Origin of the sequence: Corynebacterium sp. HMSC065H09, assembly GCF_001812845.1 — a bacterium.
GTDB lineage: Bacteria > Actinomycetota > Actinomycetes > Mycobacteriales > Mycobacteriaceae > Corynebacterium > Corynebacterium jeikeium_D.
In genome coordinates this window covers 38,283-64,174 of sequence record NZ_KV810606.1, presented here as the reverse complement: position 1 = coordinate 64,174, position 25,892 = coordinate 38,283, and the positions used below count along the sequence as shown (strand labels likewise).

Below are 25,892 nucleotides of genomic sequence, written 5' to 3'. Positions count from 1 at the left end.
CTACTCCGGCTTGGCGGCTGCCGCCGCCTCGGCCGCGCGGGCTGCTGCACGCTCGATGATTTCGAAGTCGGCGTCGGTCAGCGCAGCGGAGACGAACCAGGTCTCGTAGCAAGAAGCCGGCGGGTAGACACCATTGGCCAGTAGGGCGTGGAAGAAAGCCGGGTAGCGGAAAGTATCCGCTGCCTGCATCTGCTCAAAGTTATGGCCCTCGCCCTCAGCGAAGCGTGGCGAGAGCATCGTGCCCGCACGCTGAATGTGGTGGGCCACGCCCTGCTTGGTCAGGGCGTCGGACAGAATCGTGGCCAGGCGATCTGCGTTGGCTGCGACGGTGTCATAGACATCCTTCGTGGCATTTTCCAGGTTGGCCAGTCCAGCTGCCATAGCGACCGGGTTACCGGAGAGTGTGCCTGCCTGGTACACCGGACCGTTCGGAGCCAAGTACTCCATGACGTCGCGGCGACCACCGAAGGCAGCTGCCGGCAGACCACCGGAGACGACCTTGCCGAAGGTGGTCAGGTCACCGGCCACACCATCAATGCCGTACCAGCCGTTGTAGGAAGCGCGGAAGCCAGTCATGACCTCATCGAGAATCAGCAGTGCGCCGTCTGCGTGGCAGACTTCCTTCAACTTCGCGTTGAAGTTGTCCTGCGGTGCGACGGTACCCATGTTGCCCGCTGCCGCCTCAGTGATGACACAGGCAATCTCGCCCGGGTTCTCAGCGAATGCGGCCTTGACGGCCTCAATGTCGTTATAAGGAACAACAATGGTGTCGGCAGCCGATGCACCGGTGACACCCGGCGAATCCGGCAGACCAAAAGTAGCGACACCGGAACCGGCCGATGCCAGCAGCGCGTCCACGTGACCGTGGTAGCAGCCGGCGAACTTGATGATCTTGGAACGGCCAGTGAAACCGCGAGCCAGGCGTACTGCGGACATAGTGGCCTCAGTGCCGGAGTTGACCAGACGCACCTCATCTACCGACGTGCGCTCAACGATGTGACGAGCCAGGTCGGTCTCAGCCGTCGTCGGAGCGCCGAAAGACAAACCGCGAGTGGCGGCGCTCTGAACGGCCTCCACCACTGCCGGGTGCGCGTGGCCCAGAATCATTGGACCCCACGAGCAGACCAAGTCCACATATTCGTTGCCATCAACATCCACGAGACGAGAGCCCGCGGCGTGGTCAATGAAACGTGGGGTGCCACCGACGGAACCGAAGGCGCGGACCGGCGAGTTCACGCCACCCGGCGTCACTGCCTGAGCCTGCGTAAAGAACTCTGCCGAACGATCGGTGAGCTCAACGTTTTCTGGGACATGAGGAGCATTAATGTCTTGAGTCACGGTGACCATCGTAGACGGCCACTCGGATGAAGGGCTACCCTGCCCTACCAACGTCCCAGCTTCACCCTGAATAGATGCTTGCGGCGAGAGGACACTCGACGGGATCGCCAGTCGATCCACAAGCTGGAGAAAATCATCAAAAGCGATGCCAGCAGCGGGTGAATCATACCGGTCATACCCAGCAGGATGACCGCAACGTTGTAGAACCACGCAAAGTAGATGTTGGAGTCCATCATCCGCACCACAGCACGTGCGATTTCAATGGCCTCCGGAATCGACAACACGTTGTTACGCAGTGCCACGACATCGGCGTAATCAACATCAAGATTCTGATTGCCTTCGGTGTTGTCCATCAAAACACCCACGTCAGCGGCACGCAGAGAGTCCCGGATGTCCTTGTCGCCAACCATCACGACAGTCTCGCCGTCACTGTGGACCGAACGCACCGCAATGGCCTTGCGGGAGGCAATGATGCCCGCGAATACTCGTGAGATATTCAGCCGGTCAGCAAAACGACGGGCTACTGGATACGGATCTCGCGTGATCATCATGGTGTCCACGCCCATATCCTCAAGCTGGTCAATGCTCTCGACCGCATCGGGCTTAATGTCCTCACCAATGGTGATGACACCACGGACCTTGCCACGCCACGACACCACCATCGGAGTACCGCCACTGAGCGCAGCCACGGCCATTTTCTCGCTGAGTGCAGTGAGATCACGCGGACGCCAAACACGCCCCTCAACAAAGCGCATCTCCAACTTGTCGTCCGAGTCCTTCACCGGGATCTCTACCTGGCCAACGAACGCACCGTCTTCCGCAATTGCGACGTGTACAGTCTCAATCCAGTGCGGCACCTCGCCACCGCCGGAACCGGCGTCGCGGGATACACGGCACGCGCGCACGATTGCCGCTGATGCCGGGTGGTTGCTCTCCATCATGAGAGCGCCCGCCACACGCAGAACCAGATCCGGATTTTCATTGCGCTCAGCGGCGACACCGAGCACGTGGGTGTCACCCTCGGTCAGCGTTCCAACTCGGTTAAAAATCACCACATCGGCAGCGGCCAGCTTTCGGAAAGTCTCATTGCCACGAATCAAGATTCCGTTACTAGCACCGGCCAGAATCCCGATGCGCTGCACGGTCGACGTAGACATTGCCAATGCCACCGGCGCGATGCCCGAGAGCATAGCCAGCGCCACCGCGAGGGCACCGCTCATCGTGCCAGTCGCCAGCCACCAGCCGCAAAAAGCCACGCCCGCCAACGACAGCGTCCATGGCACCAGCTCTGATGCCGAGTGCACTGCGGTCTGGTGCATCACCGTTTCTTCTCGAACCGCTTGACGAAGCCAGCGCGCTATCGATGACGCCCGGGTCTTGAAACCGGTGCGTTCCACGCGCACCTTGAGCTCCGAATCCAGGTTGATTGCACCGGCCCAAACCTTGGAATTGACCTTGACCTTCTGCGGTTCAACGCCGATACCGAGTAGCTGCGCATCCATCGTGGACGCACCACCGATGACTGAGCCATCAACCGGAATCACCGAGTGCGGTGGAACCACGATGTCATCACCGATATTGAGCTCCGCGACCGTCACCTCCACCCGTTTCGGCTCCGCGGATTTAGCGCTCTTGCGCACGACTGTCACGTTTCGCTCAGCTGGAATGCGCAGGTTGCGCAAGATTTGTCCAGTACGCACCTTGTTGTAGCGCGTAAACATGCGACCTGTTAGCAACAGCACAGTCAGGCCGCACGCAACGTCGAAAAACACCTCTGCCGAGGCGCTTTCCCGGTAGTTGAAAGCAAACCAAGTGGGCGCAGTGGTATATCCAATCTGTCCCGCGGGACCAAAGATAAGCTGCGCTAGCGACCACAGCCACGCCAGCAGGATGGCAATGGAGCTCGCCCCATCCAGCGCCGACATCCGCCGACGCAGGGACGCCGCCATTGCCCGGTGGAACGGCCAACCACCCCACCACACCACAATCGTGGTCAGCACAAGACACATCCACTGCCAACCCGGGAACTGCCAGTTGACGTTCAACGACGTCACCAGCACCGGAATCGATAGGAACAGGCTTCCCCAAAAGCGTTGCTTGGTCACCAGTTCACGCGCCGTGAACAGTACTTCCGCGCCACCGCCGCTTCGGCGCAAGGCCGCTTCACGACGGCGAATGCGCTCCTCCTCATTCTGTTGAGCGGCAGCCGGAACAGCGGGACGGCGATGTTGTGACACATCCAGCCGAGTTGCACGACGCCGAAGCGTGCTGCGCGTGAGGTACGACTCGACCCCAATTTCGCGGAGAGCTTCGATGAACTGATTCGGATCGATGGTATCGGGCGCGGTAATCCACGCGCGTCCGGGCTTGTAGACCACAGAGGCGGTCACATCTGGAAAGGATTCCAAAACATGCTCAGCACGCTCAGCGCTCTCGGCGTTTTCCAAGTTTTCCAGGATGAGTGCGAAAGCTGTGTTGGACTGGCCTCTGCGGTGTGCAAGCCGCTGATGGGCACTTTCTTCGTCGATGTCCTGACGGCTTCGTGGCAATGCCTTACGAGCAGCGACCTTGGCATCCACAATCGCTTGTTCAACGCGATTGTCCAGAGAGAAATCAAACTCACCGGTGTCACTCATGGCCTTTGAAACTTTCCGTCTAATCCTGTGGCTGGTTGGCGCGCGTGAGCGCTAATTCACGATAGAGCAACAGTAGTCCACACGCCATCGCCAGGCTGGGCGCGATAACCCATACAGTCAGCGCTCCAGCCATAATGGCAAAGAACATGGCGAGAGCCGTGATAATCACCATGATGAGCAGGCAGTTCCGGGAGAGTTTGAACTCAGTGGCCGTCGGCAAGCAGCCGCTACCAATAAGCGAGCAGACCAGCGTCACACCGGCGACGATGTAGATATCGCGGCCAACGGCGGCGGGAGCCTGCGAATAGTCGCCGGTGACCAGTATCAAGCTCAGGACAATCTGGGCGATGAGCGCGACGAAGAGCACCCACTGCCAGGGCCGACTCGGCAGGGACATCATCGCTTGGACTCCTCAGGCTGCTTGGATTGCTTGGGCTGTGACTGGCCCAGCTGCTGTTGCCGCTTTGGATCAGCGCCATGCTTCGACGCTCTCGGCAGATGCGATTCCGGAGCGGACGGGGTCCACGGTTTCGACGGGCGCTGATGATCGAAGTAGTCCTTGGATTCCTTCGAAGCGGCGAGCACTAGACCCGCTACCGCGGCAGTGGCCGAGGCGATTCGCACAATTCCGCTGATAAGAACGAGGGATGCCGGCACTCCCGATTCTGAAGCCGTAGAAGAGAAGAAGGACATCAGCGCCGACAGTGCCAGGTAAAGCGAGCCGATAACCAGCACGGTGCGAGCACCTTCGCTCCCCTTGCGCATTCGCTCGATAATGGCGAAGAACGCGATGCAAAGCCCCACTGCGAAAAAGAACGCGATAACGATAGTCGCCTTCATGGCAGCATCAATCTGGCCCTCGCTGAAACCCGGGAAATTCTCCTTAGCGGTTGAGGGGCTCATCAGCATTTCCGGATGCAGCCAGTAGGTCACCGTAGCTACCGCAGCGACGAGCAGCTGCAACACGGCCGTAACCCGCCACGCCTGCCTAGCTCCCTCGACCTGCTCGGGAATTGCGGGCTTCTTCTCTTCTTTAGTCATCCGTCCACTTCTCGATATTTGCTACTGCACGTTCACCCGAGCGAATTAGAACTGGGCGCGCAGCTTCTTCGCCAAGTCCACCGCTGCGTAGGTCAAAATCTGCTCCGCACCGGCACGGCGAATGCTCAGTACTGCCTCCATCATCGCAGCATCCAGGTCAATCCACCCGTTGGCGGCAGCGGCGTGAATCATCGCGTACTCACCAGAGACCTGGTAAGCGGCAACCGGCACCGGCGACATATCCGCGACCTCGCGCAGAATGTCCAGGTAGCTCATGGCCGGCTTGACCATCACCATGTCCGCACCTTCGTCAACATCGAGCTGCACTTCAAGCAGGGACTCACGACGGTTTGCAGGATCCTGCTGGTAGGTACGGCGATCACCCTGCAGCGAGCTGCCCACAGCTTCACGGAATGGACCGTAGAAGGCGGAGGCGTACTTTGCCGAGTACGCCATGATGGAGACATCCTCATGGCCAGCGGCATCCAAGCCCTCGCGAATGGCGGCAATCTGGCCGTCCATCATGCCCGAAGGGGACACGATATGTGCACCGGCGTCGGCCTGCGCAACGGCCATCTTGACGTAGTTAATCAGCGTGCGGTCATTCTCAACGACCGTGTTGCCGAAGCGATCCGTGCCCAGCACGCCACAGTGGCCGTGGTCAGTGAACTCATCCAGGCAAGTGTCGGCCATGATCAAAATGTCATTCCCGAACTCGTCGCGGAGACGACGCAGAGCGCGGTTGAGAACGCCCTCCGGATTCCAGGACTCAGAGCCCTCGCCGTCCTTGTCCGCATCCAGCGGGACACCGAAGAGGTCAACTGCCGAGATACCTGCCTCAACAGCCTCGCGCACAGCTTCTACCAGGGAGTCCTCGGTATGCTGCACTACCCCGGGCAGGGAGCTGATTGGCTTCGGCTCATCAATCCCATCTGCAACAAACATGGGCAGGATGAGATTTTTCGGAGTCAGTGTCGTCTCCGCCGTCATCGCACGCATCACCGGGTTGGTGCGCAGCCTGCGTGGGCGACGAATCGGGAGAGGAAATCCAAACTGTTCGAGATCGATTTCGCGGGATGATTCAGAAGCTCCAGATGTAGTCATAAAGACAACCTTAATCAAAACGCGAACTCGCTCCGGTACGCCCCTGCTCAGTCCTTGGTTTTACGCGAACGACGACGCTTCTTGCGCGGTGGTGGCAGCTGCCCTGCCGCCCGCAGTTGCGCAACATGCTCTGCCAGCGCATCCACCAGCTCCGGGATGCTTGCGCGCTCCGGCACGACATCTACCCGCAGGCCGTACTCGCGAGCCGTGGCTGCGGCCATCGGCCCGATGCAGGCAATGATGGTGCGAGCATGCGGCTTACCCGCGATGCCGACCAGGTTCTTCACCGTCGACCCCGAGGTAAAGCACACTGCGTCGAAGCCACCGGACTTAATCATGTCGCGGATATCCGCACTCGGTGGCGCTGCCCGCACGGTACGGTAAGCGACCACATCATCAACTTCCCAGCCCAGATCAATCAGACCGTCGACAAGCACGTCAGTGCCGATATCGGCGCGCGGCAGCAGCACGCGGTTGACCGGATCGAGATCCTCGATGTACTCCGGGAACACGTCGACAATGCCCGCGGCATTTTGACGAGTGTCATCCGGAAGCAGCTCCGGAGTGATGCCGAGATCGCGGATGGCAGCGGCGGTGCGATGGCCGACTGCTGCGATGCGGACCCCGGCGAAGGAGCGCGCGTCCAAACCGAATTCCTGGAACTTCTCCCACACTGCGGTGACGGCGTTGACGGAAGTGAAGACAACCCACTGGTAACGGCCGTCGACAAGCCCCTTGATGGCGCGTTCCATCTGCGCCGGGCTGCGCGGTGGCTCGATTGAGATGGTCGGGACCTCAATCGGGATGGCGCCGTGCGCAACGAGACGGGCACTCATCGGCCCTGCCTGCGCCTTGGCACGTGGGACCAGCACCTTCCATCCGTAGAGAGCGCGGTTTTCCCACCATGAGTACTTCGAACGATTGTCCACACCCTTGCCAAGCGTGACCACCAGCGGACCGGCCAGGTCACCCGAGAGCTGCGCCAAGGTGCCCAGCGTGACGTCGTAGGTGCGCTGCAGACGAGTCGTACCGTTGACAGTCACCGACACCGGCAACGACGACGGCAGGCCGCGTTCGCCGAGCTCAGTTGCAATGGCGGACAGGTCGTCCTGCACGGCCTGCAGTACCAGCGGCTGTGGTGCCTGGGCCAGCTCGTCCCAGTCCACATCGGCGCGACCGAGATCGGTCTCCGTGTACGTCGAGCCCAACGCGATACCGGCAAATGCCGGGACGGTGGAGGGCACGGACATGCCAGGGACAATCTGGAACTCAACATCGGCGTGCGAGACCTCGTTGATTTCGGCCAGCAGCGAATCGTTGGTCAGCGGATTGCCTGCCACCAAACGCACCACGTCATTGCCTTTAGCGGCTTCTTCGACCAGCAGGTTGGCCATCTTCTTGGGATCGTCGATAGGCGTGCGCAGATCTGCGGCGGTCGGTGGTGCCGGACGCGGCGGCTTACGACGAGATCCCTTGGCCTTGGCTGCGGCGCACATGCGCTCGTACTCTTCCTCGGCTTCCTTCAGCAGCTCGGGAGGAACAGGCACATCGGTTGCGACGAGCTCTCGAACCCCCGGCATGACATCGGCGTCGACGTAGGCGATAGCGGTGTCTGCGAGAATCTCACGGGCGCGAAGCGTCAGCAGGTCGGGATTTCCAGGACCAGCGCCGACGAACAGGATGCGTCCCGTTGCTGAGGGGAGGGAGGTGTTCATCGTTGCGGAGTGATTTCTTTTCTATTGGTTGTTCACTTTTCGTGCCGATGAGTCTTGAAGGAAGAAAGCGGACATGCGCCAACGCATGTGAGTGGCAGGTGGACACCTGAATCTCACATGCGAGCACACGAAGGAAACCCTTATCCCAACGGCATGCATACAGGCCTATTAGCATAAAGGGTTTGAGCCAAATTAACTAACCGGCTACTTTTGAGATTCCCGCAGGGTATCGCCCATTACCTCATGAGCACCCCGTTCGAGCAGGGCCGCCGCAACCTTCCGGCCAAGCTCATCGGCCTTATCCACGTTTGCGGTAGCGGTCTCGAGCAACTGACGCGAACCGTCGAGTGCGAACACCCCCGCCTGCAGGGTGAGTTCACCACTGTCGCTCACGGTTGAGTAGGCCGCGACCGGAGCGGTGCAGCCCGCTTCCAGCTCATTGAGTACCGCGCGCTCAGCGACAGCGCGGGCATGGGACACCGGGTGGTCAATCTTGCGCAGAATATCCACAATTTCGCGGTCAGCAGTGCGGCACTCCAGCGCCAGGGCGCCCTGAGCCGGGGCCGGCATGAGGACGTCCACGTCCAGGGATTCCGCAATCTCTCCGAGGCGACCCGTGCGCTCCAGCCCAGCGCGAGCCAGAATGACAGCGTCCAAGTCCTCAGAGACGCGCCCCATGCGGGTTTCGATGTTTCCACGCAATGGTACAAGTTCCAGATCGGAGCGCAGCGCACGCAGCTGAGAGACACGACGCGGCGCGGAGGTACCCACACGAGCCCCCTCAGGCAGGTCCATCAGCGGCGTGGCATCGCGGGAAATCAGCGCTTCTCGCGGATCGACGCGCTCCGGCACGGCTGCGACCATCATGTCGTCTTCCGGCAGGGTCGGCAGGTCCTTAAACGAGTGCACGATAATGTCGCACACCCCCTCGCGGAGTGCATGACGCAGCGCCTGGGTGAAGACACCGATGCCAATCTTTTCCACCGGGTCGTGGCGGTTATGGTCACCGGCGGTCTTTACAATCACCAGCTCTGCAGGCTGTCCCAGCTCAATCAGTGCATCACGGACGTGACCGGCCTGTGTCGTGGCCAGTTCCGAGCCCCTGGTACCGATACGAATAGTCGCTGGGTCAGGCATGTTTCCCTCCGGGTGTTAATTTTTGGTGGTTTCAGCAACGCCTTCAATGATGGCACTACTGTCAAGACCATACTGCTCAAATCCCTGCATCCGCCCAATTCGGCCCTCTACCATGAGATCTGCGGGGATATCGGTGTCAGCATACAGGCCAGAGGGGGTGGATAGGGGCAGGTCGAAGAGCTTCTGCAGGGCAAGCGCGTAGTTGCCACCACCCTGCTGGCTAGAAAGCTTCTTGACCTGAACCGTTGGCGCGTGCAAGAGCTTATCGACGACGCGGCGAACCGTGGACTCGACCTCGCGACGTTCCTTTTGAGTAAGACCCGGTGTCTTCGCCTCCAGGCGAGCGAGCTCAGCCGCCGCCACATCCGCCGCGCGCTCACGCAGAGCGCGAACAGTCGGTGCTACCTCGCTTGCGCGCTGCGCCGTGAGGTAGGACTCCAACTCTTCGGCCACAATGTCGCGCGCTGCAGCCTCATCATCACGACCCGGAACCTCCGTGCGAGTCATCTGCAGCAATTCGATGTTGAAGAGTGCGATCCCCTCAAGCCCGGAGACATCCTCCGCGACGTCGCGAGGCATAGACAAATCGACGATGGCGAGCGGGCCGTGGTCGACAACATCTGCAGCTGAGACCACTGGAGTCATGGCTCCGGTGGCACTGACGAGAATGTCCACATCATCGAGGACATCAGCGAAATCATGCAACGCAATAGCAGTAGCGGGGATGCCCGCTTCGATCGAGTGGTTAGCCAGGTTCTGCGCCCGGTCAACGGTGCGGTTGGCAATAATCAGACGATCAATGCCGCAGCGCCCCAGGTAACTGGCGGCCAGCGAACTCATCGCACCGGCGCCGAGGATAAGGGCCGAACGTCCGGCCAGAATATCGGTACCCTCAGCGACGTCAACACCAGAGTTGAACCCAGGATGCAGCGCAGCAATCGCCTCGTCGATGGCCACGGAGACCATCGATGCGCCCGCATTATCAATCAGTGTTTCGCTGTGGACTCGCTTGCCTGTGTGCAGCGCCTTCTGCGCCAAGTCATGCAGCATGCGACCGACGGTGCCGGCTTCGTCCGCTTCCTGGTAAGCATTGCGAAGCTGACCGATAATCTGCTGTTCCCCCAGCACCATCGAGTCAAGACCAGCACACACCGAGAAGGCATGCTCCGCTGCGGCCTGTGCGTACCGCACATAGAGGTGCGGTGTCAGTTCATCGAGTTCGAGCCCAGTACGACCGACAATTTCACGGACCACGGCCGATAGGCCAGAGTGGAAGCCGTTGGCCACCACGTAGTACTCAACGCGGTTACAGGTCGACAACAGCATCGCTTCGCTGATCGCTTCATCCGCGACCAGCCGAGCCAAAATGGCCTCTCGCTCAGTTTCACCGACGGAGACCTTTTCAAGAAGGGTCACCGGTGCAGACCGGTACGACATTCCGACGAGAAGCACACTCACCGCTCAATCACCGCTCTATTGCTCCTTCACAGGCCCCGCTACGGGCTTTTTCACACAGCTATGACTGTTAACGCTAGACAACTCTGCCATCTCGTCACAACAAAGGCATACTTTACTTAGTCTCTACCTCGATGTTCGCAGCACTCCCCTACTTCTTTGCCGCTACTCCACATTCTGCCATGTCTCCGCAGCTCCTAGCAGTTCGGCAGAGTTGTCTCCCGAACTTATTCGGCCTCCGCTATCGCTTCCAGGAGTTCATCATCATCGATTTCCCAGCAAGCGATTTCCTCATCATTGACCAAAATCACCGGCACGCGATCGCCAAATTCCATGGCCAAGTTCGGATCGGTATCGACGTCTTCCACCTGGAACTGCGCATTTTGGTCCCGAACTAGCGGCTCAATCTGCGCAATCACTCGGGCGCACGAACCGCACGTCTTCCTACTCATCACCGTCACAGTCACCATAACGGCCAGTCTAAAGGTCGACTGTTTCGCTTTACGACGTCCCCCTCCCCACACTTCCCCTGCAAAAGTGACTCTTCTTATCCTTGCCCCATCCGCTCCTTGAATCTCAGCGCGCAGCTTTGCCTAAAGACCGGATACTATTCAACAAGAGCTTCCGATAACGGATGTCGGTTGCATACACCGTGGAAAGAGATTTTCGTGCCGTGAGTGAGTTCAGTGCCGACAACCGCTCCCCCTTCCCCATCGACATGCTGGGTGACCTTGCGTCCTCGCAGGGTAACGTCCGCAACTTCCTCGAGCAGGTAGTTCTCGCTCCGCTCAATGACGAAGCACAGGAGGAAGCTGGTGCTGCAGCGGCTGCCAATGCACTGGAAGCTCTCGGCGAAGTCTACGACGTCGGCGGCGAAGAACTGGCTACGGGATTTCGCAGTGTAGCTGGTGCCGAAGATGCCGCTGGCGGTGCCCGTGTGCTCTCGCAGCCCATTCCAGGTGTCGAACGCGATCAGGGCGCAGCCGCTTTCTTCGATGTGGACAACACGCTTGTCCAAGGCGCATCAATCTTCCTCTTTGCCATGGGTTTGGTCGAGCGCGGCTTCATCAAGAAGCGTGATTTGGCCGGCATGATTTGGAAGCAGCTGAAATTCCGAATCTCAGGCGCGGAAAACGCTGCCGACGTAGCTAAGGCCCGTGAACAGGCATTGGAGTTTTTCGCCGGCCACGATGTGAATGAAATGGTCAAACTCGGCGAAGAAATCTTTGAAGAAAAGATCAGCGACCGCGTTTACCAGGGCACCCGCGATCTGGCGGAACTACATATCCAGGCTGGCCAAGAGGTCTGGCTGGTCACCGCCACCCCGGTGCAGCTGGCCCAGGTTATCGCTAAGCACATCGGACTGACCGGCGCCCTTGGCACGGTCGCCGAGGTCAAAGATGGCAAGTTCACTGGCCGCCTGGTAGGCGATATTCTCCACGGCCCGGGTAAGAAGCACGCGGTGGCAGCTCTGGCAGCCTCTTCCGGGTTGGACATGTCTCGCTGCACGGCATACTCAGATTCCGCCAACGACATTCCCATGCTGTCCATGGTGGGCACCGCCGTGGCCATCAACCCGGACCGCAAGTTGCGGAATTACGCCCAGAAGATGGGGTGGACTATCTACGACTATCGCCACTTTCGCTCCGCAACCTTCGCCACGATGCGGTGGCTCTCGATCGGAGCACTGCTGGCAGGAGCTGTCGGGGGCGCGGGACTCGTCGGCAAGCGACTGTGGGACGCGAACAAGGAAAGTTAAACGCTGCTAGGCGCACTCGAGAGTTAGTGACTGCGTTTATGACAAAAATGGCTCGAAAAATGGCATGAAAGTGTCATAAACTCCTACAGTTTCACATTTGCAGCCCGTAATCGGCAGCCCGTGATTAGCCCCCAACGACAAAACCCGCCCTATCTCAACGAGACCGGGCGGGTTCTGCTTTTAAAACGTGTACGCGACGCAGCACGCGCGCTCCTGCGATAACGGCAGGAATGCTGGCTTACTTGCCGAGCTTACGACGCTGCACGCGGGTACGGCGAAGCATCTTGCGGTGCTTCTTCTTCGACATGCGCTTGCGACGCTTCTTAATGACGGAACCCATCGGCTCGACCTCGCTATTCGTTGACGGAAATTTCTTTTCTTGCACAATGGCGGCGTACTCAATGCGGCCTTACAACCGCCGAGATGTCACGCCCTTTTTCCTTCCGCCTTCACAGCTAGATACTTCATGACTTGAAGACGATAGGAAACAGGGGCGCAGCACAGCACCATGTACTAATCGGATTAATCATAGCGGGGACATATGCGTTCAGGTCAAACAGCCCCGCTTAAAGGCAGAAAAAATTAACCCGCGTTGTAGAAGGAGGAGTCCAGGTATTCCTTGACTGCGGACTCATGGACGCGGAAAGAACGGCCAACGCGCACTGCCGGCAGCTCGCCAGCGTGAACCAGGCGGTAGACGGTCATCTTGGATACGCGCATGATGTCAGCAACTTCTGCAACGGTCAGAAAGGTGCCTTTATCTGCATTCTGCATTAGTAAATATTCCCTTCAGCGCACGCGACGCGCTGCAGGCTTCCCCTCCTGCAGAAAATCGTGACACGCACGTGCTTTTCATATCCTACCGGTAGGCAAGGTGCCGGTGCGATTTTTGATAAAAAATAGGGGCATTGGCGAATGGTGTGACAGTTGTGACTAACCCATCGTCCCTGCGTATCGGATTAGCTACTGCCGCTGACCATTTCCAATGCCCCAAATATTGGGGTTACTTGTACACCCGCCTCTACTCGGCGAAATGCTTATTTACCCATCTCGTTGGCCTTGTCATAGCAAGCCTGCAGCGCACGATGCACCGCGCGACGAATGCCTTCTTCCTCGAAAACTCGGGTGGCCGCAGCGGTTGTACCGCCCGGAGAGGTGACATCGGCACGCAACGCAGTCGGGTCCGCGCCTTCCTGCATCATCATCTCGGCTGCACCAGCAGCCGTAGCCGACGCCAGACGCTTAGCCTGATCACGCTTGAGGCCCAGATTCACACCCGCGTCGGTCATCGCCTCGACGAACTGGAAGAAGTAAGCCGGACCGGAGCCCGAGACTGCAGTGACTGCAGACATCAGCGACTCATCGACAACCTCAACGCTGCCGACCTTCTTCAACAGTTCGACAACCTCGTCGGTCTGGCTCTCCGTGACAAAGCGGCCCGGCGCGACTGCACAGACCCCCTTGCCCACCAGCATCGGGGTATTCGGCATGACGCGGATCACCGGAGTACCGACAGCACAGACGCTTTCCATCTTGTCCAGCGTGATGCCAGCCGCCATCGACACCACAATGGTGTCGACCTCAGAGTCATCGAGCACGTCGGCAATCTGCTCGAGCATGTCGATAATCAAGTACGGTTTTACGCACAAGAACACCACGTCGGCACCGTCGACGGCCCCTACTGGGTCGTCGGCATCGACAATGCCGTAGGTCTCCTTCAGACCGGCCAGGCTCTCCTTGGTGCGCCCCACCACATAAATCGAGGAGGGCGAGACACCACCGTCGATGAGACCACCGACGAGTGCGCTACCAATCTTTCCGCCACCAATTACAGCAATTCTTGTCATGGACGCTAAGTGTGCCAAAACTGGCCCACACATGCGAATGCAGGGACCGGAAAACTACGCTTCCGACCCCTGCATCAGGTGATGATTATTCTGTTGACCCCACTACAACTGGAAGAGAATCCAGGGGCCAAATGTCAGCGCCAAACCGACAAGTCCTGCGAGAATCGGTGTCAGTTTGTCCTTCTCACGGCGCAGGTAGTTCGCCATTCCCGCGAAGCCACCAGCGACCACGAGAGCCATGATGACAACCACAATCTTTGGCAGCGACGACCAGGCCATGGTGAAGCCCAGGAACACCAATGCACCAGCAATCAGACCCACGAAGACCTGGATTAGCAGCAACGGCACCGAGAGGGAATTGTCCTCGGCGTAGCCATCGCGCGCGACGGCCTTGCCCTTGGAGCTCTTGGATTCTTCACGCTTAACGACGTCCCGGGGCTCCGCCTGCTTCTCGTCAGCTGCGGCCTGGGTCGGTGTGGTCTCGACCTGTGCAGCCTCAGTGGGGGCGTCCTCGGCCTGCTCGATATCGGCCTGTGCGTCTTCTGCCTGTGCAACTTCAGGAGCGACAGCGGCTGCCACTGCCGCCTTGGAAGCGGCACCGGTATCGGCGTCAGCGTCGGCAGCCTCGAAGGTAGCGGTTTCCTGAGCAGCTTCAGCCTCAGCAAATTGTTCACCGTCGACGTCATCCGATTCAGCGGATGCCTCGGACTCTTCGTCGACATTGTCCTGGACAACCGGAATGGAGGCAGTCGGACGGTCGTCGTAAGCGTTGGAACCGGTGAGTACCGCACGAGCGACTGGCCCCGGCTCCCCAAGCTGCTGCGACTCGTCTGCCATGTCACGCAGTTCGGTGAAGGTGTAGGTAATCTCCGAACGCTCGGAGTTGACCATGACCGGACGGGGTTCCATCGGAATTGCCAATGGCACCGCAGGGGCTGCTGGCTGCGCAGTTGGTGTGCTCTGCGCGGCTTGCTCCTGCTGCGGAGCTGCCGGTGCAACCGGTGCAACCGGTTCTTCAGCAACTTCGGCAACCTCGTCAGCTTCGGCCTCAGCGACCTCGGCGTCAGCTACTTCGGCGTCAGCCTCAGCTAATTCCGACTCCTCTTCTTCCTGATCAGCAGCTTCAGCCTCGGCCTCAGCTTGAACCTCATGCTCCGACGAATCCGCCCCTTCAGCAACTACCACTGGCTCAGCGACAGCCTCCGAGTGCTCCGGAGCTTCTACCTCCGGTTCGGTTGCCTGCGCTTCTTCGGCGGCGTTGGCCGCAGCTTCGTCGGCAAGCAAATCACTCGTAGTCGTCTGATCGTCGTCTGCGTTGGAAAGAGCGTGAGCACCACGTCGCGGTTCGTCGGCCTTTACACGAGGGATTGAGCCGGTGAGCTCCTGAACAGACACACCGCCTTCTTCAAGGCTGCGTCGACGGCGGCGCCGCGGTGGTTCAGAGGGGGCTCCCTCCTTCTGCCGCCGCGCCAGCAGTTCGGCAACGGTGAGCTTTTCCTCGCTCATCTCAACCCTTTCCGTATAGGTCACTGTCCAGTCGTCGGAAGATAATGCCCTCACGCAGCGCCCAAGGACAAATCTCGACCTTCTCTAATCCCAATGCTCGCATACTAGCCTCTGCAACGAGAGCACCTGCGACAATTTGGTGAGAACGATTCGCACTAACACCCTCAAGTTCAGCACGGTCAGCCGCCGTCATGCGGGAAATAAACGCAATCAACTGGCGCAAACCAGCGGCAGTCAGAGTGCGCTTAACCCGGGGACCAGCAGCGGAAGGCGCCGCACCGGTCAGGCGAGCGAGAGTGCGGAAAGTCTTCGAGGTGGCGACAGCCAAGTCCGGCTCACCAAGCGTACGCAGATGACGAGCTGGCTCAGCGAGCTCAGCATCAATGTAATCGCGCAGCAGGTCAATCTTCTTGCGCTCCGGCGGATCGGTCTCGAACCACTCGTGGGTCAACCGTCCCGCACCGAGCAGCAGCGAGTACGCGGCCTCCGGATCTTCATCAGTACCCGACGTCAGCTCAAGAGAACCGCCACCGATATCCAGGTTGATTAGACGACCAGCAGACCAGCCGTACCAGCGCCGTACTGCCAAAAAGGTCAGACGAGCCTCATCCTCACCGGAGAGAATCTGCAGCTTAATGCCAGTTTCTTTCTCAACGTGGGCGAGAACCTCGTCCGCATTCGTGGCATCGCGAACAGCTGAAGTGGCGAAGCTAATCATCTCTTCGCACTTCATCTGCTCAACCAATTCCTTGGATTCAGCGACGTAGCCCGTCAGCTTGTCAATGCCCTTCTTGGACAGGTTGTTGTCCTTATCCAGGTACTCGACCAGCTTCATCGTCGACTTGGAATCGCTCATCGGAGTCGGATGTCCGCCCCGGCGGGCGTCCACCATCACCAAGTGGACGGTATTACTACCTACATCTAATACACCTAATCTCACTCTTAGTAGGTTAGACGGTCTACGGTGTATTGGTGTGAATCAACCCCACCCCCGCCCCGGTCGTGGACCGCAACCGTCTCCCGCTGAAGTCGCCTATGACTTTCCCCGCGAGTGGTTCGAGTTCGCCCACCCGGAGGACCCAGAACATATCATCACCTGCGACCTAACCTGGTTGATGAGCTCCTATCAATGCGCTTTCGGCACCTCCGCTTGCCAGGGCATCGACTCCGCGAACGCGGATGTCGGATGCTGTGGCCATGGCGCCTTTATCACCGACGAAGAAGACCGCGAGAGGGTTATTGACGTCGTAAAGCGAATGGAAGGCGACTCCGCAGAGCCCCAGTGGTGGCAGAACCGCCCCGAACAAACTCTGAAGTGGCTTGAAACCTACGAAACCGACCCCTCCGAACCGTTGGAACCGTGGTTAGTGTGGGACGAGCTTGACGACGAAAACGGAGAGCCTGAGCCTGCTCTGAAAACGAAGGTCGTGAAGAATGCCTGCATTTTTGCCAACCGTGACGGATGGCGCAATGGTGCGGGCTGTGCCATCCACCAATGGGCGATGGCCAACGACATTGACCCCGTAAAGGTCAAGCCGGATGTGTGTTGGCAGGTGCCGCTGCGCCGACTGGAGGACTGGGAGGAACGCCCGGACGGCCAGGAGATTCTGCGCACGACCATTACCGAATACGATCGTCGTGCCTGGGGCGATGGCGGCGAGGACTTTGAATGGTTCTGCACGGGCGCGCCGGCCACACATACCGGTGGCGAGCCGGTGTGGCGCACGCACAAGTCCGAGCTAATAGAGCTCATCGGCGAAGAGTGCTACGAAATTCTGGCGGAGCACTGCCGTGCCCGAGAAATAGCGGGCGCGGCCAAGGCTTTCGGGCCGAGTGGCTACCCACTGCTGGCGATTCACCCGGCCACACGCGCAGCGGCCGAGGGGCTGGCGCCGGACGAGGTTTAAGTCGGGGTTTCTCAGACCGACGGCGGAGATTGTCGGCAGCAGTCTGCTGAGCTAGTCCTCGAACTTGTAACCCAAGCCGCGAACGGTGACCAGGAACTCCGGCGAGGAAGGATTGCGCTCGATCTTGGAGCGCAGGCGCTTGATGTGTACGTCCAGCGTCTTGGTGTCGCCGACGTAGTCGGAGCCCCAGACGCGGTCGATGAGCTGGCCACGGGTTAGCACACGACCACGGTTGCGCAGCAAGTACTCCAGCAGGTCGAATTCCTTGAGCGGCATTGCGACATCATCGCCGTCAACGGTGACTACATGGCGCTCGACGTCCAGCACGACCGGGCCGCCGCGCAAGACCTCCTCGTAGATATCCTCGACATCGTCGGAGTCGTCGTGGCGACCGCGGCGCAGCACAGCCCGGATACGGGCAATAAGTTCCCGAGAGGAATACGGCTTGGTCACATAGTCATCCGCACCAATTTCGAGGCCGACGACCTTGTCAATCTCAGTGTCACGGGCGGTCACCATAATCACTGGGACAGAGGACTTTAAGCGGATGTTTTTGCAGACCTCGGTGCCACTCATACCTGGCAGCATGAGGTCCAGCAGCACAATGTCCGGTTCTGCCTTGGAGAATTCTGCAAGTGCTTCCTGGCCGTCAGCGGCCATCCGCACCTCGAATCCTTCGCGCTGCAGCAGAAACGCAAGCGGCTCCGCCAAAGCCGTCTCGTCTTCGACAATAAGTACCTCAGTCACGGATTACTTCATTCCTTCCTTGGAATCCTTGTTCTGGGAATCCTTATCCTTGCCACGGGTTTTGCCCGTACCGCGCTGCGCGTTTTTCTTAGCCGCAATTTTACCCGCAGGCTGGGTGTGGCCGATTGGCAAACGTGCAGATACATCGCCATCATTCGACGCGGAACCGTTCTTTTCCATCAGCGGGAGCTCAATGGTGAAGGTCGATCCTGTGCCCAGCCGACTCCACAGCTTCACGGTTCCCTTGTGATTCGCTGCGACGTGCTTAACAATTGCCAAGCCCAGACCGGTACCGCCTGTCGCCCGCGAGCGTGCCTTATCCGCACGGAAGAAGCGCTCGAAGATACGCTTCTGATTCGCCTGGGAAATGCCGATACCGCGGTCAGTGACGCGGATAGCGACGGTGTCGTTATCCTCCTTGACCGCAGTCACAGATACAGGCGTGGCCTCTGGCGAGTAGTTGATCGCATTTGAAATCAGGTTGGACACCGCGGTGATCAGCAGGCTGCGTTCACCTTCAACCACCAAATCCGGCTCACAGTCAACGGTGATTTCAATACCCGCCTGCTCCGAGAGCATCTGGTTACGACGCACAGCTCCTTGGACAATCTCTTCAACCTTCACGGGAGACATGTCCGGCAGCGGCTCTGCCCCCTGCAGCTTCGACAGCGAGATGAGTTCCGTAATCATGGTCGACATCCGCTTGGACTCCTGCGTCAGGCTCTCACTAAAGTGACGCACGGCAACCGGGTCGTCGGTAGCTTCATTCAGCGCCTCGACCAAGAGGCTGATGGCCCCCACCGGAGTCTTGAGCTCGTGGGAAACGTTAGCCACAAAGTCACGTCGCGCGGCCTCCATACGGGCCTGTTCGGAGACATCCGCCGCATAAATCACCACAAAACGGTCGTCCACCAGTGACAACGGAGTTAGCTGACAGCGGACAATTGTGTCCGGCGCCCCCGCCCGGCGCGACGGCAGCACCAGCGTTAGCTCCTGGTCCTCCTGCGAGTCAAAGACCTTGAGCGCAGCTTCCCAGCCCACGTCATTGAGGCGGCGCTCATAGACCAGCCCTAACTTGTGCGCCATGGAGTTCGACAAAATCAAATCACGTGAGATGTCAACGACCACCACACCCGTCGGAGACTTCTGAATGGCCAGGTGCATGACCTGCGCCATGGTGGTTATTGAACTTTCCTCGTCGCTCTTCTGACGCCGAGCGGCGTTATAGGCACCCGAGACAACTCCACCAAGAATCAGCACAGCTGCCATAACCGCAGCACCTAATAGAGCGGCGATAATGATTTTTGACACGGGTCTTACCCTAAGCTCTTTTCACAATCCGCGCGCGCTGAAAATCAGTGCGCTAGCTAGCTCTAAATAGACCAAGGAGCACAGCCCCACTTGGCTGCGCCCCTTATCGGCCTATCAAACACCTACATTTTTACTTGTTGCCCTGAGCAGCAACAGCAGCAGCACCTGCAGCTGCAGCTTCCGGATCCAGGTAGGTGCCACCCGGGTTCAAAACCTTGCCCTCAGCATCAAAGTCGTAAACCAGCGGGATACCGGTCGGGATGTTCAGAGCGGCAATGTCCTCGTCCGAGATGTTGTCCAGGTGCTTGACCAGTGCACGCAGGGAGTTACCGTGAGCTGCCACCATGACAGTCTCACCGGCCTTCAGACGCGGCAGGATTTCCTCTTCAAAGTAAGGAATGAAACGCTTCACGACGTCCAGGAGGCACTCCGTGCGCGGAACCTCATCCAGGTTGGCGTAACGCGGGTCATTAGCCTGCGAGAACTCGCTGTCATCCGACAGCTCCGGCGGCGGAGTGTCGTAGGAGCGACGCCAGGACATGAACTGGTCCTCGCCGTACTTCTCCTTGGTCTCTGCCTTGTTCAGACCCTGCAGAGCACCATAGTGGCGCTCGTTCAGACGCCAGTCACGGATAACCGGAATCCACAACAGGTCAGCGGTATCCAGGGCAATGTGTGCGGTGTTAATTGCGCGACGCAGCAGCGACGTGTAGAGAACCTGCGGCTTCAGGCCTGCCTCTACGAGCATCTCACCGGCACGTACTGCCTCAGCGCGGCCCTTGTCGGTCAGTGCAACGTCGACCCAGCCCGTGAACTGGTTGGATGCGTTCCACTCACTCTGGCCATGACGGACAAGAATCAGTTTTCCATTGCTCATACCCCTAATTGTGCCCCAAAACGGGAAAGCCCGCCGTTCGTTGCCCCGCTATGTGGGTTGCTACCCCCCGGCTACTCAACCATGTGGCGGAACTGCTCCAGATTGGCCAGGTTTTCCCCACGGTCAACCCGCCACTCCCACTCACGCTTAATTGCCGATGCAAAGCCGCGTTCGAGGATCTGGTTGAAGTCCCCATCGGCCGTCTCCAGCAGCTGACCGAGGAGACGGTCGAGGTCATCGTCGGAAAGCTCAGCGGGCAGTTGACCGACCAGGTAGATGTCGCCGGCGGCATCGATGGTGTAACCGATGCCGAACAGACGACGGTTGCGCTGCAGCAACCACTTGTAGACGGCCTCGTGGTTTTCTTCGACCGCGCGACAGACGAAGGCTTCAACACGCAGGGAGTCCGGCGCCGGGATGAGGCCGACGATAGTCTTGAGCTTCTTCTTACCAGGCAGGACCACCACGGCGGCATTGTCTGCAATACCATGCTCGACACCGAGGCGTTCCAGCTGCTCACCGAGGGATTTCAGCTGTACTTGGATGTCCGTGCTCATCGTGAATCATCTCCCTGTTTTTGTGGTTACGGCCCTGGCGATACTGAAGCTAACGAAACCTACCGGGAGCCGCCCGCATCCCGGATAGAGCCGGGACAATTTTCCTTTTGGAGTTCGGTTCGATGATAGACATCGACCAACCGATCCACGGTCTTTTGCCAGGAAAACTCCAAGGAGTGCTCACGCGCCTGGGTGGCCAACTTAATGCGCAGCTCGTCGTCCTCCACCAGGCGACCGAGGGCATCGGCCCAGGCTGCGGACTCGTGACCGTCGACAAGCAAACCGCTGACCCCGTCGTCGACAGCGATGGAGAGTCCGCCGACATTCGCCGCGACAACGGGAGTGCCGGTGGCCTGAGCCTCCATCGCCACCAACCCGAAAGTTTCGTTGTAACTGGGCACGGCGACAATATCTGCGGCCTGGTAGAGCTTCGCCAGGTCCTGCGGCGGGCGCGGGGGCATGAAACGGACCAGGTGGTCGATCCCCTCTTCCGCGGCGAGATTGGTGAATTCGTCGGGCGCATGCAGCCCAGAACCGGAAAGTCCACCGCAGATAATCACTCGGACATTAGTGGCGGGATGGCGACGCATGAGCTCACCGACACCCCGCAGCAATACCTGCGGGCCTTTCAGCCGCTGCAGCCTACCGACGAACAAAATGACCTTAGTGTGCAACGGGATGCCCAGCTCACGACGGGACCGCTCGGTGGCACGATCACTGCCCGGCGAAAAGAGCTCCACGTCCACCCCGGGCGGCACGACATTGATGCGCCACGGGTCGGCATCGTGGAGATCCGCGAGCTGCTTAGCCTCGGCATCTGTGTTGACGATGAGCCGGCACGCATTGTCCACAATCTGCTGCTCACAGATACGCCGAGACTCCGGCTCCGGCGTATCTCCCTCCGCCAGATGGAGATTCTTCACTGCCGCCAGCGTGTGCGCCGTGTGCACAAACGGAATGTCAAGCAAATCCGACAGCAGCCACCCCACCTGGCCAGAGAGCCAGTAGTGCGAATGGATCAGGTCGTATTCAATCCCCTGTTTGCGGGCGAATTCAATGACCCCACCGGCAAAGGCCGGCATCTGCGTAGCCAGGTCTGACTTCTCTAACCCCTCATAGGGACCAGCCACAATGTTGATGACGCGGAAGTTCTCACTGACCTGAATCACCGGCCCATCGCTGGAACGCGTGGCGCGGGTGAAAACATCCACCTTCACACCGCGTCGCGCCAGCTCCTCGCAGGTGCGCAGCACGTAGACATTCATGCCACCAGCGTCACCGATGCCCGGTTGCTCCAGCGGAGAGGTATGCATGGAGATCATCGCGATGCGGTTCGGCCATGCCGGCGTGTTAGAGGTGGCGGCGTCTGCGCCCGCCGTTGCCGACGGAAATGTTTCGGTCATACTGCCCAGAGTGCCTATTCCAAGGGCAACCCCGCAAATGAGTACCTCAAATACGTGTATAGAAATCCCGACATTGCAGTGCGACGTACGGCACAATAGGGGTCGATACCTACTACGTCGTAAGTTATTATCACCTCACGACGTGGTCAGGTCACACACAAAAACTAGGAGGACCCCATGGCCGATACATCCAGCTCGCGCGCTGAAAAAAACTCTGCCCCAGCTAACGGTTCGACACCCAACGCTGCTATTTCCAAGGCCTGGCTGAACCTGTATCCGGAGTGGACCCCGCCTCACATTGACTACAACTTCGACACCCTCCTAGATGTCTACCGCCACACTCTGAGCAACCACCCGCGCCGCAAGGCACTGACCTTCTTCGGTCGCTCTACCTCCTATGCCGAACTGGATGCCAAGGTTCGCAGCGTTGCCGCCGGCCTGCGCGCACTCGGTGTACGCAAAGGCGATCGCGTGGCACTGCTCATGCCGAACTGCCCGCAGCACGTCATCGCCTACTGGGCAGTTCTGCATCTCGGCGCTGTTGCCGTAGAGCACAACCCCCTCTACACCGCCCACGAGCTGCGCCATCCGTTCAACGACCACGGTGCCCGCTTTGCCATCTGCTGGGACAAGATCGTCCCCGTACTTGAAGACCTTCGCAGCAACACCCCGCTCGAGACCATCATTGCGGTCAACATGCTGCAGGATCTGCCGTTTGTCATGCGCACCGCCCTGTCAATCCCGCTGCCGAAACTCCGCGCCGCCCGCGCTAAGCTGCATTCCTCCGCACCGCAGGTCATGGGTTTTGATGCTTTGCTTCACGACGCCGTCGGCGGAGACGGCCACGACCTCCAGGCCGATGAATCCATCATTGCCGATGACACTGCAGTGATGATGTACACCTCTGGCACCACGGGCTCGCCAAAGGGCGCGCAGCTGAGCCACCGCGGGCTGGTCGCCAACATTCTGCAGGGCAAGGCCTGGGTGCCGGGCCTTGGCAAGGAGCGGGAAATCTCCCTCGGCATCCTGCCAATGTTCCATGCCTACGGCCTGACCATTGTCACCAACTTGTCCATGCTGATTGGCGCTGAACTGGTGCTGGTGCCGGCACCGGAGATTCCGCTGATTATGAAGGTGATGAAGAACAATCGCCCGACATGGGTGCCTGGTGTGCCGACTCTCTACGAGAAGATTGTCGAAGCCGCCGAGCGCGATAATGTCGACCTCTCCGGCGTGAAGTTCGCCTTCTGCGGTGCTGCTACCCTGCCGGTTTCCCTTGTGCAGAAGTGGGAGAAACTCACTGGCGGGCGCCTTGTCGAGGGCTACGGCCTCACCGAAACGTCACCGATCATCGTCGGCAACCCGATGGACGGTAACCGCCGCCCCGGCTACGTTGGCCTGCCATTCCCGGACACCGAGGTCGCCATCGTTGACCCCGAAGATCCCACCAAGCTCCGCGCTGACGGCGAGGAGGGCGAGGTCATCGTCCGAGGCCCACAGGTTTTCGCCGGTTATCTCAACCTCCCGGAGGCAACGGAGAAGTCCTTCACCGATGGGCCTGCTGAGCTTCCCGCTGGCGATCGTTGGTACCGCACCGGCGATGTCGGAGTCATGGAGTCGGACGGCTTCATCAAGCTGGTTGCCCGCATCAAGGAGGTCATCATCACAGGTGGCTTCAATGTCTACCCGGCCGAAGTCGAGGAAGTACTGCTCTCCCACCCGGACATCACCGATGCCACGGTCGTCGGCCTGCCGAAGAGTGACGGCTCCGAGATGGTCGTGGCCGCCATTACCCTTGCTGACTACGCCCGACTGGATTCTGACGCCTACCGCGACCACTGCTACGACAACCTGACCCGGTACAAGGTGCCGCGCGCATTCTTCCACCTGGAGGAACTACCTCGCGACCAGATGGGCAAGGTCCGCCGCCGCGATGTCCGCGACGTGCTGCTCACGCAGCTGGAGCAGAAGGGCCAGAGCGTCGATTCGCTTTCCCACCGCAAGCACCATTAGGTCACGGTGGTTTTGTAGTTGGGATAGGGGCCTGAGTAGAGCGGGCTCCTATCCCTTTAAGGCGGACCCCGGCTCCCCCCCAGACTTAGTGACTAGGTTTATGACAAAAAACTGAGGGTGAATACTATTCACATGTCATAAACCTAGTCACTTTCTCTATCCCCGCCATTGGGAGAAGGCCCGGGAGCGCAAACTGAGGACTACCCGGCGGTTCTATCAGCCCCAGCGCCCCGGTCAGCCCCAGCAGTCCCGCCAGCCTCTCCAGTCCGCCCCCCACTGGCCATCAGCCACCCGCCGCGGGCCTAGTCGATGCTCACGCCGACCCACACCGGCTCGGGCACCAGGGTCACGCCGAAGGCCTTTTCCACACCAGCGCGCACATCGCGCGCTAAAGCCACCAAGTCGGCGGCGGTCGTAGGCGTACCATCGCCGGACTCCCCGCGGTTGGTCAGGGCAAGAGTGTGCTTAGTCGACAGTCGCGCGGGCGCACCGTCACCGGGGTAGCCCTTGGGGAACCCGGCGCGCTCGATAAGCCACGCCGCCGAGAGCTTCACGGCTCCCTCGTGGCCGGGGCCAGCGGGGAATGCGGGCATATTCGCGGCCTCATCGGCCCCACGCAGCGCGGCAACCTTTGCACGCACGGCCTCCACCGAGTTCTCCGGAATGATCGGGTTGGTAAAGAAAGAACCCGCCGACCAGGTATCGCGGTCAGCATCTTCGAGCACCATGCCCTTGCCCCGGCGCAGCTCAAGCACCTTTTCGCGCACCAACTCAGCCGGCCTGCGAATCTCGCCAGCCGCAGCCTCGGCCTCGTCGACGCCCAGGCGCCGCGCCAGTTCGCCATAGCGAAGTGGCGCGGACATGCCATCCACACTGAGCTCGAACCGCACGGCCAGCACCACTGCCCGTGCGGTGAACTTCAGGTTCGAGTAGCGGTAGGAAAGGTCGAGAGACTCCGGTTCCACCCACTCGACCGAGCCGGTTGCGCGATCGTAAAGCTGCACCGAGTCCAGGACCTGCGACACCTCAGCACCGTAGGCGCCAACGTTCTGCACCGGAGTGGCTCCGGCCGATCCCGGAATACCCGACAGGCATTCAAGGCCGCCAAAACCTGCGTCGACACTCATCTCCACGACCTCGTCCCAGACCGCACCGGCCTCGGCCTCCACGATTGCCGACACGGACTCCAGCCCGTGTCCGCGAGTGCTCATGGTCACGTTGTCGGCCTCGATCACCACAGCCACCAGCGGCTCGAGTTCATCGGCCACCACCAGGTTGGATCCGCCTCCCACGATGAGGAGGGGCACGTTAGCGTCGTCAAGCGTGCGTACAACATCGACCACAGCGTCCGTCGTGTTGCACCGCACGACCGCGCGTGGCACCCCGCCAAGGCGGAGCGTCGTCAAATCCGCGAAAGCGGTATGCGTGCTGAGCTCCACCCCCTCTAGCCCCGCAAGCCCATCGATGGCTTCTTCCATGTCGGAGGTCAGGTGAATTGGGTTCGGCGATTGGTCGAGATTTTCCACGCCCCTAGCGTAG

Annotated in this window: 23 protein-coding genes; 3 read left to right on the top strand and 20 right to left on the bottom strand. The window is 59.8% G+C overall.

Translation table 11 applies throughout. From position 1 onward, the window contains the following. The 9 genes from hemL to HMPREF2878_RS10085 form a co-directional block, all read right to left on the bottom strand. On the bottom strand, positions 1 to 1,347 hold the full coding sequence (gene hemL / locus HMPREF2878_RS10125) for a glutamate-1-semialdehyde 2,1-aminomutase (protein ID WP_016421993.1): 1,347 nt from the start codon (positions 1,345 to 1,347) through the stop codon (positions 1 to 3). 35 nt (positions 1,348 to 1,382) lie between these two features. Then, positions 1,383 to 3,974, bottom strand: coding sequence for a heavy metal translocating P-type ATPase (locus HMPREF2878_RS10120; RefSeq protein WP_016421992.1), 2,592 nt, complete (start codon positions 3,972 to 3,974; stop codon positions 1,383 to 1,385). Between the two features lie 19 nt (positions 3,975 to 3,993). Beyond that, a complete protein-coding gene (locus tag HMPREF2878_RS10115; protein ID WP_016421991.1) occupies positions 3,994 to 4,374 on the bottom strand; it encodes a hypothetical protein in 381 nt (126 codons plus the stop codon). Next, complete coding sequence (locus HMPREF2878_RS10110) at positions 4,371 to 5,015, bottom strand: hypothetical protein (RefSeq protein ID WP_016421990.1); 645 nt, start codon at positions 5,013 to 5,015, stop codon at positions 4,371 to 4,373. Before HMPREF2878_RS10110 ends, HMPREF2878_RS10115 begins: the two co-directional genes overlap by 4 nt. A gap of 45 nt (positions 5,016 to 5,060) precedes the next feature. Continuing rightward, positions 5,061 to 6,119, bottom strand: coding sequence for a porphobilinogen synthase (gene hemB / locus HMPREF2878_RS10105; protein WP_070438168.1), 1,059 nt, complete (start codon positions 6,117 to 6,119; stop codon positions 5,061 to 5,063). A gap of 47 nt (positions 6,120 to 6,166) precedes the next feature. Further along, a complete protein-coding gene (locus HMPREF2878_RS10100) occupies positions 6,167 to 7,834 on the bottom strand; it encodes a bifunctional uroporphyrinogen-III C-methyltransferase/uroporphyrinogen-III synthase (RefSeq protein ID WP_070603565.1) in 1,668 nt (555 codons plus the stop codon). 204 nt (positions 7,835 to 8,038) lie between these two features. Beyond that, positions 8,039 to 8,971, bottom strand: coding sequence for a hydroxymethylbilane synthase (gene hemC / locus HMPREF2878_RS10095; protein ID WP_049190547.1), 933 nt, complete (start codon positions 8,969 to 8,971; stop codon positions 8,039 to 8,041). A 15-nt stretch (positions 8,972 to 8,986) separates the two neighbouring features. After that, complete coding sequence (locus tag HMPREF2878_RS10090; protein WP_042388369.1) at positions 8,987 to 10,429, bottom strand: glutamyl-tRNA reductase; 1,443 nt, start codon at positions 10,427 to 10,429, stop codon at positions 8,987 to 8,989. A 224-nt stretch (positions 10,430 to 10,653) separates the two neighbouring features. Further along, the gene (locus HMPREF2878_RS10085; protein WP_016421985.1) at positions 10,654 to 10,896 is read right to left on the bottom strand and encodes a glutaredoxin family protein; all 243 of its coding nucleotides are present in this window, start codon (positions 10,894 to 10,896) and stop codon (positions 10,654 to 10,656) included. 164 nt (positions 10,897 to 11,060) lie between these two features. Between HMPREF2878_RS10085 and HMPREF2878_RS10080 the strand changes: the two genes are divergently transcribed. Beyond that, on the top strand, positions 11,061 to 12,185 hold the full coding sequence (locus HMPREF2878_RS10080; RefSeq protein ID WP_016421984.1) for an HAD family hydrolase: 1,125 nt from the start codon (positions 11,061 to 11,063) through the stop codon (positions 12,183 to 12,185). A gap of 238 nt (positions 12,186 to 12,423) precedes the next feature. On the opposite strand, the gene HMPREF2878_RS11055 is transcribed toward HMPREF2878_RS10080, so the two are convergent. The 5 genes from HMPREF2878_RS11055 to HMPREF2878_RS10060 all read right to left on the bottom strand — a co-directional run bounded on the left by HMPREF2878_RS11055 (position 12,424) and on the right by HMPREF2878_RS10060 (position 16,478). Beyond that, positions 12,424 to 12,525, bottom strand: a complete 102-nt coding sequence (locus tag HMPREF2878_RS11055) for a 30S ribosomal protein bS22 (RefSeq protein ID WP_003855542.1) — start codon at positions 12,523 to 12,525, stop codon at positions 12,424 to 12,426. A gap of 242 nt (positions 12,526 to 12,767) precedes the next feature. Beyond that, complete coding sequence (locus tag HMPREF2878_RS10075) at positions 12,768 to 12,959, bottom strand: helix-turn-helix domain-containing protein (protein ID WP_005509751.1); 192 nt, start codon at positions 12,957 to 12,959, stop codon at positions 12,768 to 12,770. Positions 12,960 to 13,222: 263 nt separating this feature from the next. Further along, positions 13,223 to 14,032: a pyrroline-5-carboxylate reductase gene (gene proC / locus HMPREF2878_RS10070; protein ID WP_016421983.1), complete on the bottom strand. Its 810-nt coding sequence runs from the start codon at positions 14,030 to 14,032 to the stop codon at positions 13,223 to 13,225. Positions 14,033 to 14,134: 102 nt separating this feature from the next. Beyond that, positions 14,135 to 15,538, bottom strand: coding sequence for a hypothetical protein (locus HMPREF2878_RS10065; RefSeq protein WP_016421982.1), 1,404 nt, complete (start codon positions 15,536 to 15,538; stop codon positions 14,135 to 14,137). Between the two features lies 1 nt (position 15,539). Then, the gene (locus HMPREF2878_RS10060) at positions 15,540 to 16,478 is read right to left on the bottom strand and encodes a Ppx/GppA family phosphatase (RefSeq protein WP_161798518.1); all 939 of its coding nucleotides are present in this window, start codon (positions 16,476 to 16,478) and stop codon (positions 15,540 to 15,542) included. A 34-nt stretch (positions 16,479 to 16,512) separates the two neighbouring features. Between HMPREF2878_RS10060 and HMPREF2878_RS10055 the strand changes: the two genes are divergently transcribed. Further along, positions 16,513 to 17,445: a DUF3109 family protein gene (locus HMPREF2878_RS10055; protein ID WP_016421980.1), complete on the top strand. Its 933-nt coding sequence runs from the start codon at positions 16,513 to 16,515 to the stop codon at positions 17,443 to 17,445. Positions 17,446 to 17,496: 51 nt separating this feature from the next. Here HMPREF2878_RS10055 and HMPREF2878_RS10050 read toward each other — a convergent pair whose 3' ends face one another. The 5 genes from HMPREF2878_RS10050 to mshA form a co-directional block, all read right to left on the bottom strand. Further along, positions 17,497 to 18,192 (bottom strand): response regulator transcription factor, encoded by a 696-nt coding sequence (locus HMPREF2878_RS10050; protein WP_016421979.1) that lies wholly within the window; start codon positions 18,190 to 18,192, stop codon positions 17,497 to 17,499. A gap of 3 nt (positions 18,193 to 18,195) precedes the next feature. Further along, positions 18,196 to 19,503, bottom strand: coding sequence for a sensor histidine kinase (locus HMPREF2878_RS10045; protein WP_016421978.1), 1,308 nt, complete (start codon positions 19,501 to 19,503; stop codon positions 18,196 to 18,198). Positions 19,504 to 19,633: 130 nt separating this feature from the next. After that, on the bottom strand, positions 19,634 to 20,380 hold the full coding sequence (locus HMPREF2878_RS10040; RefSeq protein WP_016421977.1) for a phosphoglyceromutase: 747 nt from the start codon (positions 20,378 to 20,380) through the stop codon (positions 19,634 to 19,636). Positions 20,381 to 20,451: 71 nt separating this feature from the next. Then, positions 20,452 to 20,937, bottom strand: a complete 486-nt coding sequence (locus HMPREF2878_RS10035) for a type III secretion system chaperone family protein (protein ID WP_048732346.1) — start codon at positions 20,935 to 20,937, stop codon at positions 20,452 to 20,454. A gap of 59 nt (positions 20,938 to 20,996) precedes the next feature. Next, the gene (gene mshA / locus HMPREF2878_RS10030; RefSeq protein ID WP_193388701.1) at positions 20,997 to 22,259 is read right to left on the bottom strand and encodes a D-inositol-3-phosphate glycosyltransferase; all 1,263 of its coding nucleotides are present in this window, start codon (positions 22,257 to 22,259) and stop codon (positions 20,997 to 20,999) included. A 258-nt stretch (positions 22,260 to 22,517) separates the two neighbouring features. On the opposite strand from mshA, the gene HMPREF2878_RS10025 reads away from it, so the two are divergent. After that, the gene (locus tag HMPREF2878_RS10025) at positions 22,518 to 24,353 is read left to right on the top strand and encodes a long-chain-fatty-acid--CoA ligase (protein ID WP_083310847.1); all 1,836 of its coding nucleotides are present in this window, start codon (positions 22,518 to 22,520) and stop codon (positions 24,351 to 24,353) included. 302 nt (positions 24,354 to 24,655) lie between these two features. Here the strand turns inward: HMPREF2878_RS10025 and HMPREF2878_RS10020 are convergent, their stop codons facing one another. Further along, on the bottom strand, positions 24,656 to 25,831 hold the full coding sequence (locus HMPREF2878_RS10020; RefSeq protein ID WP_070429289.1) for a UDP-N-acetylmuramate dehydrogenase: 1,176 nt from the start codon (positions 25,829 to 25,831) through the stop codon (positions 24,656 to 24,658). Between the last annotated feature and the right edge of the window lie 61 nt (positions 25,832 to 25,892).